This is a genomic window from Paenibacillus agaridevorans (assembly GCF_003112455.1).
Classification (GTDB): Bacteria; Bacillota; Bacilli; order Paenibacillales; family Paenibacillaceae; genus Pristimantibacillus; species Pristimantibacillus agaridevorans.
This window is the reverse complement of sequence record NZ_BDQX01000430.1, coordinates 170,139-186,376: the sequence shown is the minus strand read 5'-3', so window position 1 is coordinate 186,376 and position 16,238 is coordinate 170,139. Positions and strand designations below refer to the sequence as shown.

Here is a 16,238-nt window from a genome sequence, read left to right as displayed (position 1 = left end):
GGTTTCTATATATAAAGTCATAAGGGATGCTTTTTGAGACGTATTTTTTTTGGCCATTTTTTGCGCATCAAAAAGACGTTGACAAACAAGACCGGAATAAAGGATACTAGGAATATAAAACAATTTGGAGCGCTCCCAATTTTGGGGCGCCACTATAGAACCTTCTTTACGAATGGCAATTGGGCAGCTTGTTGGCAAGAAGGATATGGTGTATGGAGGTTGCAGTGAAGCATACATTGGAATCCATCGCAGCTCTCGCGGGAGTTTCCAGAGGCACCGTATCTCGGGTCATTAATAATCAGCCGAGCGTAAAGCCGGAAGTGCGGCAGAAGGTGCTGGCTATTATCGCCGAGAAGGGATATACGCCGCATCCCCAGGCGCGCAGTCTGGCTGGCGGCAAAACCGGGAATATCGGCGTTATCGTATTTGGCGCCAAGCTGGACTTTTTGACGCACCATATTTTCTATGAAGTGCTTCAAGGCATTCAGCTTATAACGGCTATGAACAGCTATGATTTGCTGCTGTTTTCCAATCGAAGCGATTATGATCACGAGTATTGGAAAAAAATCGCGATCAGCCGCAAAATCGACGGGCTCATTATTATGGGCGAAAACATCCGTGAGGAGTATTTGCAATTTTACAGAGACCAGGGCATTCCGTTCGTGCTCATTGGAAAACGCATCTACGATGGGCTGCCGCTTGCCTGCGTAACCTCCGATTATCGCCAGGGGACGTACGATGCAACGAATTATTTGATCAGCCAGGGCAAACGATCGATCGTATATATTCAAGGCTTGATCGGCACTCCGCATGAGGAGGAGCGTTATGCCGGCTACAAGCGGGCTTTGCATGACGCGGGCATTGAGTTTAGGCAGGAATGGGTGGCAGTCGGCAAAGCCGAGCAGGAGGAAGCGCGCAAGCAAATGGATCGGCTGATTGCGGAAGGTCTTGCATTCGATGCGGTGTTTGCCGCCAACGATCTAATGGCGCTGGGCGCCATTGAATCTTTAACGATGCATAACTACCGCGTTCCGCAGGATATCGCCGTTATTGGTTATGACGATATTCAAGCCGCAGCCTTTATGAACCCGCCGTTGACCACGGTCAGACAGCATAAGCAAAAGCTTGGGCAGCATGCCGTGGAACTGTTGCTGGATATGCTGCGGGGCGAGTTGGACTGGCACGCGTCCAAGGATGTCGTTATTGAAAGCGATTTGATTATTAGAGGAACAGCCTGACGAGGAACATTACGGGGACACGGCTGACGGCCGATGTCCTATCTTTACAATAAAAAATGGAGCGCTCCCAATTCCTAAATTGGGAGCGCTCCAAAAAACGATTTGGAGTTGATTTTCTATGCACGACTTGGAAAAATACGATGTGGCGGTTTTGGGAGGCGGCCCGGCAGGCATAACCGCAGCGATCAGCGCTGCTCGTTCCGGCGCCAAAACCATTCTGATAGAGCGTTACGGCTTTCTCGGCGGCATGTCCACGGCAGCGATGGTCTACCCGTGGATGACCTTTCACGCGGCTTCCGGAGAGCAAGTGATTAAAGGACTGGCCCAGGAAATTGTGGACCGGCTGATGGCGCTCGGGGCTTCGCCGGGTCATCTGCGGGATACGATCGGCTTCACCCATACGTTAACTCCTTACCATCCAGAGGTATACAAAGTATTGGCCTGCGATATGCTCGCGGAAGCTGGCGCGGATATTTTGCTTCATACTTCCGTTATCCATGTAGAGACCGAAGGGGAGCGCATCGGCGCCATTAGGTTATATGGAAAAAACGGCATCAGGGAACTGAAAGCAAAGGTATACGTTGACGCGACAGGAGATGGCGATGTCGCCTATATGGCCGGCGCTCCTTGGGAGAAAGGCAACGATAATGGGAAGCTGCAGCCGATGACGATGAAGTTCCGCATGCGCGGCGTAGATTTGCAGGCAATCAAACAATATATGAAAAATAACCCCTCGGAATTTTACGAGAAGTCGTTGATTTCCGAGCTGGACCGGTTGCCGTTAACCGGAATTATGGGGTTTTACAGCAAGTGGAGAGAGGCGCGGTTGCCTATCTTGCGGGACGGACTATTGTTTTTCAGCGGCCCCGGCGAGGACGAGGTGCTAATTAATACGTCCCGCGTGTCGGGACTGGATCCTACCAATAGCGAGGATCTGACCAAGGCGGAGATTGAAGGGCGCAAGCAGGTGCTGGAGCTGGAAACCTTTTTGCAGCTAAACATTCCCGGCTTTGAGCGCGCCTCCGTTTCCGCCGTCGGCACCCAAATAGGCGTCAGGGAGACTCGGAGAATGATCGGGCAGTATGTGCTCAGCGGCCAGGATGTGCTGAGCGCCCGCAAATTTGCGGATGTTATTGCGCGCAGCGGATATCCGATCGATATTCATAATCCGGAAGGAAAGGGAGTGACCGCCAACTTTATCCGGGAGGGCGGTGCCTACGATATTCCTTACCGGAGCATCGTTCCGCTCCAAACGGCCAATCTGCTGCTGGCGGGCCGCTGTATTTCCACCTCTCACGAGGCCCAGGCTACAACGCGTCTGACGCCTAGCTGCATGGCGATCGGGCAAGCGGCCGGCACGGCGGCGGCGTTGGCGGCTCAGCTGCGTTGCGATACCCGCGATGTGCCTATAGATCTCTTGCAAAAGCTGCTGCTTGCAGGTAATGCGGAACTTGGCATAACCGAAGCCGCGGTATGACGGCGAAGGGCGCAAATGGCCAATGATAGAGAGTTCTTACTAATCCAGGGAGGTGAATGCATGATTCATTTTTAAAGCTCTTTGCCTGGTACATGGGAATACCAAACTTCAATTAACGGGGTGCGTTCTAATGAAGAAAGGTTTAATGAAACGATGGTTCTGCGTCATTCTTTCGTTCTCGCTGGTTTTCTCGATGTCATCCATGCAGGCGTTTGCCGAATCTGCGGAGGCTGCGAATCCGGTCATCGTCAATCCAGGCTTCGAAATGGAGGACGAGTCAGGCAACATTCCGGGATGGCGGCTGATCACGACAAATGAAATAAGCTTTTTGGCTCCAAGCACCGAGTTTGCGCGGACTGGACAAAAAAGCATGCATTTCAATAATCCGACCGATCAGGAACAATTGCAGGTTGCAAGCGAGAAAATAGATGTCGTGCCCGGCGGCGTTTATAACGCCAAGGCGTGGGCGTACGTGGTCAACCAATCGCATAGCATCGGATACGAAATTCATTTCTTCGCTGCCGACAATAAGTCGATTACGCCGTCGTCAACCTTCAAAAATTTTGCGAAAGGCACATTGGCGCTTAATGACTGGAACGAGCTTCTTGTTCAATTCACGGTGCCGGAAAATGCCGCCAAGGTCGAGTTGCGGTTCAATTCCGGCAAAGCGGCTACGCATACGGAAGCTTATTTCGACGATGTGTCGATAGAGGCGGTCAGCTTGCCCGGCCAACCGGAGGAGCCGGAAGAGCCTGAAGAGCCGGAGGGACCCGGCGAACCTGTGCGGAATCTGGACTTTGAGATGGAGCCGAAGGCGTCCGGCGTCATTCCCGGATGGAGTCTGAAGGCGCCGACGGTAGGGGTGCTGGAGCTTGCGAGCAGTCCGGTTCGCGGCGGCAACCATAGCCTTTATTTTGCCGATCAGTCGGACACTGCGCGCACCCAGGCGTATAGCGATCCTCTGGACGTGAACGAGGGGGACAAATATGTGGCCGGCGCCTATGTATACGTCATGAGCCAATCCCACAGCATAGGCTTTGAGGTTCATTTCGAGAATGATCTGGGAACGGCGGTGGGCAGCCCGACTTTCCTTAACTTTACCGCAGCACAGCTGTCCGGGAAGCAATGGTCTTTGATGGAGGTGCCGTTCACAGTGCCTGCCGGCGCAACCAAAGCGCGGCTTCTCATCAATTCCGGCATTCCAAGCTTGACGGAGGCATACTTTGACGACCTGTTCATAACGAAAGAGGGCGGCGGGACGCCGGTTGACTTGCCGAATGAAATTCTGAACCCTGGTTTGGAGCTTCCGTCCGATACCGGCGGGATTCCGCATTGGAGTGTCGGAGCCGGTACGGCAGGCGTGCTCGAAGTGAGCACGGAACGCGTCAGAAGCGGCTCGAGCAGCCTTTATTTTGCCGATCGCGATTCGGGGCAGGGCTTGCGGGCGATTAGCGATCCGTTCCGGGTAGAAGGCGGGGAGACCTATATTGCGGGCGCTTATGTAAACGTAATCAGTCAATCTCATAATATTGTGTTGGAAGCGTATTATTTTGATGCCAACGATGCTCAGGTCGGCGTGAAGACGGAGTTGTTCAGCTCCAACTCGCTGGGAACGAATCAATGGTCGCGCATGAGCACGCAGATGGAAGTCCCTCAGCATGCCGCCTATGCCAGGGTGGCGTTATACTCGGGAGGAGTGAGTATTACGGAGGCATACTTTGACGATGTTTCATTTGAAATCCTGCCCAAAGAAGAGCCGTTGGACCGCGTTTATCAACAGGCGGTTCAACTTGGCGACATGGTAAGCGTCAATTTGGGCCAGGCGGGACAAATTCAAACGAACAGTCTTGGAGAGAATGAGGTTTATTTCCATTCCAACGGTTTGCCGGGTCCATTCTCTGTCCTGGATGCCGAGACGGGGGAATTGAAGTTTTCGCAGCTGATTCCGAATTCGGAAGCGATGTGGGCTATGACGATCGGTTCGGATAAAAACGTTTATTTTGCCGCAACCGGAGACGGGCTGCTGTATCGTTATCTTCCCGCGGAGAAGCGGATTGAATCGCTAGGGGTCAATCCTGCCGACAGCTGGGTCTGGGATTTGGAAGCATCCTCCGACGGCAAAATTTATGGAGCGACCTTCCAGGATAAAGGGATAGGCAAAGTGTTCGAATATGACATTGCCTCCGGCACGTTCAGAAACTACGGAGGCGTCATGAGCGGCATGGACTACGTCCGGGGCATTGCGGTGCACGGCGATTATATTTATGCCGCGCTGGGCGCCAATGTCCATCTGTTCAAGATCCATCGCGTAACAGGGGAGAAAACCGAGATTCCGATTGCGGGGTACAGCGGCACCGTTGGCACGATGGCCGATGTCTTCGTGGTAGGAAATAAGCTGTTCGCGTCGGTCAGCACGATGAATATGGTCGTAATGGACTTGGACACATATGAGGTTCTCGGAGGTTTCCAATACAGCAACATGCTATCGGAACCGAATCCGCATAACGAAAACGAGATTTATTACAAGAACGGCAGCGAGCTGTTCAAATACGATTTGGCGCAAAATAAATCGGTCAAGATTGCGCTACCGTTCCCTCTGCCGGACACGCTGCGCGTTAAGGATATGACATGGATTACGCTAAAGGAAGGCGCGGGAGCTGGAGAAACGGTGCTGGCCATGATCACGCAGTACGGCGAGTATTGGTACTATAATCCGAAGGACAACTCCATTAAATTCGTTGATTTGGATATTGCATCTCAATATGTAAGGATTCAGGCTCTCGAAAGCGGTCCGATGGACGGGCGCATTTATATGGGAGGCTATCAGCGGGGGATGAGCGTCTACAACCCGTTCACCGACGAGATGGATATCAATATTGCGGCTTTCGCTCAACCCGAAGGAATTGGGTTTTTGAACGATCATGTTTATTACGGCACGTATGTCGGAGCGGTTATGTACAAATACGATCCGCGGAAGCCGGCCGAAATTGGCAGCAATCCGGTGCTGTCTTATGACATCGGACATCATCAGGACCGACCTTTCGCGATTGCATCGGGCGGAGGCAAGCTGTATGTCGGCACGGTAGCGGACTACGGCATGCTCGGCGGCGTGCTTGCCGTCTACGACGAGCGGCAGGACAATTGGACGCAATACGACGATGTGGTCGAAGATCAGGCGATTATCGGGCTGGCTTACAAGGACGGCCTGTTGTACGGGGGCACTACCGTATGGGGCGGCCTCGGTATCTCGCCGACGCAACAGGCAGCCAAAATCTTTGTATGGGATGTGGCTCAAGGCAGGAAAGTAGCCGAATTTACGCCTGACATTCCGGGCATCGACGAAACGCCGAAGATGATCGGAGATATTTCATTCGGGCCGGACGGCCTGTTATGGGGCGCGGTCGACGGCACGATCTTTGCGATGGATGTAGAAACGAAGGAAGTCGTGAAGAGCAAGATGATCCGTCCAAGCCTTTACAACTCCAGCAAATGGAAGCCATATCATTTGAGATGGAGCCCGGACGGCATGCTGTATACGACATTGTCCCGCCAACTGACCGTCATTGATCCGGAGACTTTGCAATACAAGGTGATCGACGGCACGTTTACGAACGATATGACGATCGGTCTTGACGGAACCATCTATTATGCGCCGGATGCGGGAACGGCATTAGTGAAAATCCCGGTGCCCGAGACGGATGCGACCTTGCGTTCCGTAACCATAGACGGCAAGCCGTTCGCGGAATTCTCGACGGGAGTCACCAGCTATGTGAAAGAACTGACGGCGGATTCGACGATTGAGGCGACCCCGTCGCAGCAAGGCGCGACAATTGCGATTGAAGCGATGAACGCCAGCGAAAAAACGTTGATCAAAGTTACGGGCGCAGACGGCAAATCCAGGCTGAATTATACGTTGTATTGGAATGAAGCCGCGCGCCAGAAGGACAGACCTGGCGCAGAAAACCCGACCCCTCCGGTCATTCCGGGGCCGTCGGCGCCATCCGCGCCTTCTGAACCGGCGGTAGAAGGAAGACAGATCGTTTCCGAGAACGAGCTTCGTCCGAACGCCCAGGGCGAGGTTGCAGTCGTGCTGGAACCTAACGCGGACCACGCGCTGCTTCCTATTAACGCGGGCGAATTGGCCGGCAATCGGTCGATCAAGCTGGACGGCGGAAATTATGCCTTCGACGTTCCGGCGGAAGTGATGGAGCAATTGAAGCGGTTGGCGGAAGGCATGACGGGGGCGCGAATCAAAGTGACCTTCGAACGGGCGAGCGAGCAAGACGGGGAGGCGCTTGCTCACGCCGCGTCGACACGGTACTCGGCGGACGTTGCTGCGCGAAGCGATATTCGCAGCATCCTTCTGTCCGTTGTCGGACAAGAAGGCGGCGAGAAGAAGCTCGGGCAATTTGCCGAGCCGGTGACGATCGTCTTTGATTTGAATGGCGATATCGATCCGGATGCAACCGGTGTCTATCGCATAGACGATAACGGGGTCCTGTCCTACATCGGCGGAGCGATCAAGAACGGCCGCATGGTTACGGAAGTGACGACATCCGGACGTTATGCAGTTATGCAATTCGACAAGACGTATTCGGATGTGCCTTCCGGCCACTGGGCCTCCCGAGCGATCAAAAAAATGACGGCTATGCTGATGGCCCAAGGCGTAAGCGAGGATCGCTTTGCGCCCGAGAAAGTGACGACAAGGGCGGAATTTGTGGCGTTCGTCGTTCGGGCCTTGGGATTGGAAACGGCGGAAGCGGGTTCGGGCAGCTTCGCCGACGTAGCGTCCGACAGCTGGTACGCGGCGGAGATAGAGGCGGCGTTCCAGGCGGGCATCGTGAACGGAACAAGCGGCAATACCTTTGCTCCGGGAGCTGCGGTTACAAGAGAGCAAATGGCTGTTATTCTCTACCGTGCCTACGAGTACAAGCGCGGCAACGGCGTGGTTTCCGGCGCGAGCGGCAGCTTCGCGGATCAGGATGCCGTCAGCCCGTGGGCTGCCGACGCCGTATCGGCCGCTCAAACCTTAGGCCTGGTGCGCGGACGCGGCAACGATAAATTTGCGCCGCAAGCGAATTTGACGAGGGCGGAAGCCGTGCAAGGGGTATTGAATTTGTTTGACAAATAAAAGATTGCGGGTGATGCGGGCATTGTCCCGCATTACCCTATTCTATGGAACTATGGAGCACCTATTGGGATAGAAGGAGAGAAGCGGTCATGGCCGATATGCTGGTTAAGGGAATGTTGAGATAGCGGGTCGATTTCATTCGACTCGTCTTTATCGTCGCGATAGGGAGGGATACAAGATGGGGAAACTTGCGATCAGACAACTGAGAGCGCATCCGGTATTAAACTTTGCAAGCGAAGAACTGCAAGCGATCAGCGAGGTCTATGCGGGGGCAACGGCTGTCTGCGCCAAGCAGTGGATTATCGGAACCTGGAGCGATTGCGAGCGGCATTTGTTGGCTGCCCCGTTAGACCCGGTAGCGGCAAAGCCGGCATGGCCTTGGCAAAAGGAATCGGAAGGCGGTCAGGAACGCGCGGGAGATGAGTACCCGGAGGACGCCTACGTCATTCTGTGTCGGGAGGACGTTGTTATTCTTGCCGGCCGCTGCGAAAGGGCGGCTTTGTATGCGGTGTACGCCTATTGCAAAGAGGAATTCCGGATCGAATGGGTTTATCCGGGAGAAGCGGCCGTTCGCGTCTCGCGGCAGGCAGACGGCCCGGAGCGGGAGCAGACTCGCGCGCATGACGCGGATAGGCCGGCCGTTCAAGTTCCGTCCATGCGGCGCAGAGGGTTTGTATACGAGAATTTGAGGGACGAGCCGTATTTGCTGGCGGTGATCGATTGGCTGGCCAAAAACCGCATCAACGAGCTGTTTATGACGTTCATGCTATGGGATGAGCTAGGTTCGGCGCTGGCCCCCGAGTTGGCTAAACGCGGCATCGCATTGACGCTCGGCGGCCATAGCATGAAGTTTTTCATGCCGGAATTAATGGAGAAAAATCAGTTGGATTATTCCGACCTGAGCTGGCAGGACGGCGTTATTGCCGGTATCGTGCAATATTGCGGAAAGGTTCCGTCCTCATTGACCCGAATATCGCTATGGCCGGAGGATGCCGCGATCGCCGATAACGAGGCGGAGAAAAAACGGTTTTTATCCGGCTATATCCGGTTCACGGAACGCATAAAAGAAGCTATGAGCGCAGCCGGCATAGAAATTGCAGTCGAGCATATCGCCTATAATGCGGGCTTGTCCTGGGATATGCTGGAGTTGCTTGACGGAGTGGAGGCGTCGGAGCGCAACGATGTTCTGTTTGCCTATTGGGGCAGGGACTATAGCCGGCCATGGTCTTTCTCGGATAGCCGTGCCGAGGACGCAAGAGCCGCAAGAGCTTTGGAACGATGGGCTGCAAAGGCGGCCGATAAAAACAGGAATATATGCGTGTTTGAATATTACAGCGACCACTTTATGTTAAGTTCGTTATTCCCCGCTCTTCCGGAGCGCATCTATGACGACCTGGAGCTGTTTAAACAGCTCGGCATCGATTCCGTCACGAATCTGGTTGTTCCATGCTCTCACGCTGGCACTGAATATTCCTGGAAGTGGGCGCAAGGCTATAACAGCTATTTGTTCGCGAGATGCGCTTGGGGCGATAGCGCCAAAGCGGCTTTAGCTGATTATTGGCAATATGCGCCGGCAAGCGAGCGCGCATTCCTCAGGGCGGCGGTAGACCGGGTGGGGAGCAAGCTGGCCCGCCTGACCCGCTACAACTTTCCATTGTTCCCCGCAAGAGTGGTGGATGGGAAGAAACTGACGGCGCCTGTTGCGGAAGCAGGCGATATTCGGGCTGAATTGAAGCAGCTTGAAGCGGATGTCCAAACGACCTTGGCTCATTTGCTGCGCGGCGAGGGCGCTGGGCTGGAGCCGTTTAGAACGTATTTCAATCATCTTGGAGAGACGATAGGGGAATTGAGCCGAGACTGGGCCGAAAATGAAGTGCTCGGATAACCGGTTCTCCTTTATTTGCAACCACATGCGCAAACGGAAAGTCTAGGTCACGAGCTAGTGTACTTCTCGCATTTAAAAAAGGGTTGACACTTGGGGTTACGGGTTATATTATTTGAATATGCACTAGATATAAACTAAATTCATTTATGGAAACCGTTATCATATCAGGAAATGACATCAAAACAATGGTTTTCAATTCGTTAACTGGTCGTCTAGTGTATTTGTAGTACAAATCATGATTGGGGGAACGGAATATGACAAGCAATAAGCTAAAAGAAACAGCTTCCAAGATGGCGCTTGCACTGGCGCTTGTAATGGTGGTTACCGCCTGTTCGGGGAAATCGAATAGTCCGGCGGCGTCGCCTAGCGCGTCGCCATCGCCAACATCAAGCAACGAGGGGAATGAAGGCAAGCCCGAAGCCGGAGCGCTGCCGATCGTGGCGGATAAGCTGACATTGGATACATGGGTTGTATCGGACGGCAACTTCCGCGGCCAGAATTATAACGAAAAAAATTCTTTCGTCAAGATGGAAGGGCTTACAAACATTAATATCAACTGGATTCAGGGCAGCGGCGCTGACGGCGTCGAGGCGTTCAATCTACTTATGGCAGGCGGCCAAATTCCCGATCTTGTCGCTTACAGCAACATGGTGACGGAAGGTCCAAAGTACGGACAGCAAGGGGCATTCGTCGAGCTTACCCCTTACATTGAGCAGCATGCCCCTAATTTCAAAAAAATTCTGGACAATAATCCAGAGCTGAGAAAGCTGCTGACGACGGCCGACGGCGAAATTTATCAGTTCCCCCAATTGAACTTGCATGAATACAATCTGGTTCAGATGTATCCGCAAATTCGCCAGGATTGGCTGGAAAAGCTGAAGCTTGAGGAACCGAAAACAATCGACGACTGGTATACCGTTCTTAAGGCTATCAAGGAAGGGGACCCGAACGGAAACGGCATTGCGGACGAGATTCCTTATGTAGCTGTGAACTTGCAGCATATCATCCGCACTTTCGGACCTGCGTTCAATACCGATTGGGAGTTCTACGTGGATAACGGAAAAGTGAAATTCGCGCCGTACGAGGCGGAATACAAGGAATTGCTGCAATGGCTGAACAAGCTGTACAGCGAAGGGCTGCTTGATCAGAACTATCTTGTAGATACTGACTTTAAATTTTTGACCGAGAAGGTAACAACAGATCGCGCCGGGGCATGGGCAGGCTGGTCCGGATCGTATATGCGATCGTTCACTGATTTGATGTCAGATCATCCGACGTTCAAGCTGGTTGGCACGGAGCCGCCGGTTGGGCCGAAGGGCGAGCAAAGATTCGGCTTCCACGCATGGCCGCTTGGAACAGTAGGCGTAGCGATCTCCGCCAAGAGCAAGCATATTGAAGAAGCGGTCAAATGGCTTGACTTCCAATATTCGGAGGAAGGCATTATGCTGAACAACTTTGGCGAAGAGGGCGTATCGTACGAGATGGTTGACGGTTATCCGAAGTTTACCGATGCCGTGTTCAACAACCCGGAGGGGCTCAATTCCACGGAATCATTGCTCAGCTACACCATTGGCGGCGGAATGTGGTCGACGGTTGCAGACGAGCGTTACCTGGAGCAATATGACATGGAAGAAGCTATTGAAGCTAAGCAGAAGGTAGGGAAATACATCAATTTTGACAAGGCGTTCCCGCCAATTACGCTGACTACACAGCAAAACGATAAAGTCGCATCGCTGCTGGCGGATATTCGCACCTACCGCGATGAATATGCCAACGGTTTCGTGATGGGCAACCGTTCGTTTGATGAATACGATCGCTTTGTACAGCAACTGAAGCAAATGAAAATCGAAGAAATCATTGCCGTCTATCAGGAAGCTTACGACAACTACCTCGGCAAGTAACGGCATGCAAGGCAGGCGCGCCCCTTAAGCTTTTGGGGCCGCCTTTTTAACCAAATGAGCATTAACGGGCTTCCCGGAAAGGAACGGGCATATGAACGCTAACGCGGCTAAATCGAATAACAAAGTTCCGGATCGTTTGAAAAAAGGCGTCCGGCGAGCGACATTCCGAGGAGTTATTAAAAACCGATCGCTTTATATCATGCTGATTCCCGTTGTTTTATATTTTATTGTCTTTCATTACAAGCCGATGTACGGGGCGATTATTGCTTTTAAAGACTTCAAGCCCTTCCTCGGCATTGGAGACAGTCCATGGGTCGGCTTCAAGCATTTTCAGCAATTTTTCGAAAGCTATTTTTTCGTCCGCATATTGCGGAATACGATTGTGATCAGTCTGTATCAGCTTATATTCGGATTCCCGGCGGCCATTATATTGGCGTTGCTGCTTAATGAACTCAAAAATCAAATCTTTAAACGATTTGTGCAATCGATTTCGTATTTGCCGCATTTCATATCGCTAGTCGTCGTATGCGGCATGCTGATTGACTTCCTGCAGCCGGACGGCATCATTAACCGTTCCTTGCTGGCAATAGGCGTGATCGGCGAACCGATCAATTTTATGATTCTGCCGGAATGGTTCCGGATCATCTTTGTCGGGTCGGGCATATGGCAAAGCGTAGGCTGGAGCTCCATCATTTTCCTCGCTGCGCTATCGGGAATCAATCCTTCTCTTTATGAAGCGGCGGCAGTCGACGGGGCGGGACGGTGGAGACAGATGCTGAGCATCACATTGCCGGGCATCATGCCGACCATCATTATTCTGCTTATTATTAATATCGGAAATTTCATGGTTGTCGGTTTTGACAAAATCATTTTGTTATATAACTCTGCAACGTATGAGACGGCGGATGTGATTGGAAGCTTTGTTTTCCGCAGAGGCATTACCGAAGCCAACTACAGCTTTACCGCTGCCGTAGGCCTGTTCAACTCAGTGATTAACTTTACGCTGCTTGTACTGGTGAATCAATTGGCCAAGAAGAAGGCGGAAAGCAGCTTATGGTAGGGGGAAACGCAGATGACTTACAATAAGTCGATTGGGGAGCGCCTGTTTGACGCTTTCAATATAGTATTGCTCGTGGTTGGATCGTTTCTATTTCTGTATCCGCTTTGGTTTGTCATCGTGTCCTCGGTCAGCGATGCAGCATCCATTGCGTCCGGCGCCGTTTCATTATGGCCCAAAGGATTTAATCTGGAGGCTTATGAACGGGTATTCAACGACTCTCGCGTATGGCTCACGTACCGCAATACGATCTTCTATGTTCTTGCGGGCACGCTGATCAACCTCGTCCTGACGACCTTGGGCGCCTATCCGTTGTCGCGCAGAGATTTGTACGGCCGCAATGGCGTTATGCTTTTTATTGTATTTACGATGTTTTTCAGCGGCGGACTTATCCCGATGTATTTGAACGTGCGCGATCTTGGCTTGTTCGACACGCGTTGGGCTCTGCTGCTGCCGGGCGCAATCAGTGCCTATAATCTGATCGTGATGCGAACCTTCTTTCAATCCACCATACCCGACGGACTTATCGAATCGGCCAAAATGGAAGGAGCGAGCGAATACCGGATACTGTGGAGTATTGTGCTTCCGCTCTCCATGCCGGTTGTCGCCGTCATGACGTTATTTTACGCCGTCTATCATTGGAACAGCTGGTTTGACGCCATGATTTATTTGCAGGATCGTTCGTTGCATCCGCTTCAATTGCTGCTTAGGGAGATTCTCGTTTCCTCGCAGACCAACGATATGCTCGGCGGGGTCGGAAGCGGCGACGTAGTCGGCGTATCCGAGACGATCAAATATGCGACGACAGTCATAGCGACGTTGCCTATTCTCGTCATCTATCCGTTTCTGCAAAAATATTTTGCCAAAGGCGTTATGCTTGGAGGAGTAAAAGAATAATGATAAATCCATTGCAGATAAGCGAAACGATAAAGCTCGACAGTCCTATGAAGACAATATTCAGCTACAAAGGCAAGGCGATTGTGCAACAGGTACCTGTCCCCGAGGTGAAGGCTCACTCCGTACTTGTTCGGACCGTATATTCCGGCGTAAGCAACGGTACAGAGCGGCTGATGCTGATGTCCAATCATCAGCAGCCCGCTGCGCTGGGCTATAGCGCATGCGGCATTGTAAGCGCGGTGGGGGAGGGTGTCCATCACGTCAAACCGGGCGATCGCGTAGCCTGCTACGGCGCGCCTTATGTTCGTCATGCCGAATATATGCTGGTGCCCAAGCATCTTGCTACGCTTGTGCCGGATGATGTGGATATGAAGGAAGCCGCATTTGCCGGACTCGGCGCTATCTCCATACATGCGCTGCGGCAGGCCAAGCTGGAGTTCGGCCAATCGGTCGTTATTGTGGGGATGGGCATTATCGGCCAGATTACAGCCCAAATTGCCAGCGCGGCGGCTTATGATACGATTGTTTACGATTTGCAGGCGGAGCGTTGCGCCTTGTTCGAATCGCTCAGCAAAGGCAGAACGGCCCAAACGCTAGAAGAGCTTGAAGCCGTCATTCATCAAGCGACGTCGGGTTGCGGAGTGGATGCGGTGCTGCTCGCGGCCAATGGCAAAAACAACGGGTTGATTGACGGAAGTCTGGACTGGATACGGGACCGGGGCAACATCGTCATTGTCGGCGATCTCGAAATGGATTTTTCAAGAGAGAAAATGTTCCGGAAAGAGGCGGAAATTCGCATATCGCGAGCCGGCGGTCCCGGACGTTACGACAGCAACTACGAAGCCGACGGTCAGGACTATCCGCTGGGTTATGTACGCTGGACGGAAGGCAGAAATATGAGCGAATATATTCGGCTCTTGCGGGAGAAGCGCATCTCGATCAACCCTCTGGTTAATCAGAGCGTGCATATTGACGAGATTCCCAGCATGTACGAGGGTTTATTTATGTCGGTTTCGCCTGCTTTAGGCACATTGATAACATATGAATAGTGATATATACTACCAAGTATATAAGGTACCGAAATTTTGCAAGATATGTCCGGTATTATACGAAGGGTAGTGCATTGTATGGAAAAGCCAAGCAGAACCACGTTTCGAGTGCGGCTCGAGACGATGGTTCATCAGCTTAGAGAAGATATACTTAGCGGGACCCTGGCTCCGGGGAGTTATTTGCCGTCGGAGGACGTGCTGGGCGAACAGTTTCAATTGAGCAAAAAATCGGTTCGCAAAGGGTTGGAGGAGCTCGTAAACGAAGGGCTTATCGTCAAAAAACCGAAAATCGGCAATATGGTGCTGAAGCCGGGCGAAGGAAGCGGCAGGACGAGCATTCGGTTCTGCTATTACCCTGAAGTAGACCAGGAGATCGACATGGCGGCTTTGCTGGATATGTTCGAGCGGAAGCATCCGCATATTCAGGTTAAGCGCATGACGATGCATACGGATCATTACGCCGATCAAGCCATTGAGTTTATGGAAGAGCAAATGCTGGATGTCGTTTTGTTGAACTTTTACGATTTTAAACATTTTCATGAAACATCCCGCTTGCAAATGCTGATGGAGCAGCCGATTGACGAAGCCATCTATCCGTTTCTCAATCGCGCGTTCACCATTGAAGGCCGGAGTTATGTCAAGCCGTTTTCTTTTTCGCCGGTTATTCTTTGTTACAATAGAAGACACTTTCAAGAAGCCGGGCTGGCGGAGCCGGACAGCAGCTGGACCTGGAGCGACTTTTACAGAGCCGCTGAAGTATTGTCCAAGAACGGGGAAGAGCATAAGCGACTGGGTTTCTTTTTTTATCCTTATTCCAACAATCGATGGCCGCTTTGGCTGCTGCAGCATGATTTTCAGTTGCAAAGGGACGAGGCGGGCCAGTTTAATTTTCGAAGCGAGCCGTTCACCAAAAGCATTCACACGTTAAAAGAGCTGTTTACGAACGAATACACGGCGCCATCCCTTGTATTCGAGAACTCGCAGGATCCGGAGCGTTTATTTTCGGAAGAACGAACATCGATGATTGTCACCACTTATTTCAGATTGAATCAACTAAAGCAGGCGTCGTTCGAATACGATATCTCGCCTGTTCCTTATGTAGAGACGCCAAAAACGCTGCTTCTGAACGTAGGAATCGGCATCAGCAGTCAGTCGGCCCATAAGGAGGCGGCGAAATTGCTGGTTGATTTTTTAACATCGAGAGAAGCGCAGATGTTTATGAGAAATCAGACGTTGTCCATCCCTAGCGTTAAAGAAGCGGCCCAGTCGGAGCGGCAGAACAAACAGGGCGAGCCCAAACGATATCAAATGTTCCGTGAAATTATGCCAAGCTACCGATACTACTCCGACATGAATATGAAGCGCTCCCAGCTGACAGCTATGGTTCATCATCTCAAGTTGTATTGGGCGGGGCTTGAAACAGCCTCGAATGCAATTGCAAGCATAGAGCAGGCTCTTAATCAAGAGCTTGAATAGTATGCGTCTTGAAGCTTACCCACAATATGCTTTCCACGAAGCCCGCTGCCATTAGCGGGCTTTATTTGTTTGTGTTGCTCAAGCCAGGTTCTAGTGCAGACAAGTCCTCAATAGGATGTACAAGTAC

Annotated in this window: 9 protein-coding genes; all 9 read left to right on the top strand. The window is 52.1% G+C overall.

Annotation, left to right across the window (positions count from 1 at the left end):
* Nucleotides 1-224 precede the first annotated feature (224 nt).
* The 9 genes from PAT3040_RS32960 (at nt 225) to PAT3040_RS32920 (ending at nt 16,111) form a co-directional block, all read left to right on the top strand.
* Entirely contained in the window at nt 225-1,238 is a 1,014-nt protein-coding gene (locus tag PAT3040_RS32960) for a LacI family DNA-binding transcriptional regulator (RefSeq protein ID WP_181376991.1), read from the top strand.
* Between the two features lie 118 nt (nt 1,239-1,356).
* Nucleotides 1,357-2,715, top strand: a complete 1,359-nt coding sequence (locus PAT3040_RS32955; protein WP_108995999.1) for an FAD-dependent oxidoreductase — start codon at nt 1,357-1,359, stop codon at nt 2,713-2,715.
* A gap of 130 nt (nt 2,716-2,845) precedes the next feature.
* Nucleotides 2,846-7,846: an S-layer homology domain-containing protein gene (locus PAT3040_RS32950; RefSeq protein WP_108995998.1), complete on the top strand. Its 5,001-nt coding sequence runs from the start codon at nt 2,846-2,848 to the stop codon at nt 7,844-7,846.
* Nucleotides 7,847-8,024: 178 nt separating this feature from the next.
* Nucleotides 8,025-9,731 (top strand): hypothetical protein, encoded by a 1,707-nt coding sequence (locus PAT3040_RS32945; protein ID WP_108995997.1) that lies wholly within the window; start codon nt 8,025-8,027, stop codon nt 9,729-9,731.
* 254 nt (nt 9,732-9,985) lie between these two features.
* Complete coding sequence (locus PAT3040_RS32940) at nt 9,986-11,632, top strand: extracellular solute-binding protein (RefSeq protein ID WP_108995996.1); 1,647 nt, start codon at nt 9,986-9,988, stop codon at nt 11,630-11,632.
* A 91-nt stretch (nt 11,633-11,723) separates the two neighbouring features.
* A complete protein-coding gene (locus PAT3040_RS32935; protein ID WP_087566199.1) occupies nt 11,724-12,692 on the top strand; it encodes an ABC transporter permease in 969 nt (322 codons plus the stop codon).
* Between the two features lie 12 nt (nt 12,693-12,704).
* Nucleotides 12,705-13,586 carry a carbohydrate ABC transporter permease gene (locus tag PAT3040_RS32930; RefSeq protein WP_087566200.1) on the top strand — a complete coding sequence of 294 codons (882 nt, stop codon included), beginning with the start codon at nt 12,705-12,707 and terminating at the stop codon, nt 13,584-13,586.
* Complete coding sequence (locus tag PAT3040_RS32925) at nt 13,586-14,635, top strand: zinc-dependent alcohol dehydrogenase (RefSeq protein WP_108995995.1); 1,050 nt, start codon at nt 13,586-13,588, stop codon at nt 14,633-14,635. Before PAT3040_RS32930 ends, PAT3040_RS32925 begins: the two co-directional genes overlap by 1 nt.
* Nucleotides 14,636-14,713: 78 nt before the next feature.
* A complete protein-coding gene (locus PAT3040_RS32920; protein ID WP_181376990.1) occupies nt 14,714-16,111 on the top strand; it encodes an extracellular solute-binding protein in 1,398 nt (465 codons plus the stop codon).
* Nucleotides 16,112-16,238 lie beyond the last annotated feature (127 nt).

What these genes read in the sequence shown, in the direction of transcription:
- PAT3040_RS32955 (WP_108995999.1), top strand. Translation starts at nt 1,357, where the DNA reads ATGCACGACTTGGAAAAATACGATGTGGCGGTTTTGGGAGGCGGCCCG.
- PAT3040_RS32950 (WP_108995998.1), top strand. Translation starts at nt 2,846, where the DNA reads ATGAAGAAAGGTTTAATGAAACGATGGTTCTGCGTCATTCTTTCGTTC.
- PAT3040_RS32945 (WP_108995997.1), top strand. Translation starts at nt 8,025, where the DNA reads ATGGGGAAACTTGCGATCAGACAACTGAGAGCGCATCCGGTATTAAAC.
- PAT3040_RS32940 (WP_108995996.1), top strand. Translation starts at nt 9,986, where the DNA reads ATGACAAGCAATAAGCTAAAAGAAACAGCTTCCAAGATGGCGCTTGCA.
- PAT3040_RS32935 (WP_087566199.1), top strand. Translation starts at nt 11,724, where the DNA reads ATGAACGCTAACGCGGCTAAATCGAATAACAAAGTTCCGGATCGTTTG.
- PAT3040_RS32930 (WP_087566200.1), top strand. Translation starts at nt 12,705, where the DNA reads ATGACTTACAATAAGTCGATTGGGGAGCGCCTGTTTGACGCTTTCAAT.
- PAT3040_RS32925 (WP_108995995.1), top strand. Translation starts at nt 13,586, where the DNA reads ATGATAAATCCATTGCAGATAAGCGAAACGATAAAGCTCGACAGTCCT.
- PAT3040_RS32920 (WP_181376990.1), top strand. Translation starts at nt 14,714, where the DNA reads ATGGAAAAGCCAAGCAGAACCACGTTTCGAGTGCGGCTCGAGACGATG.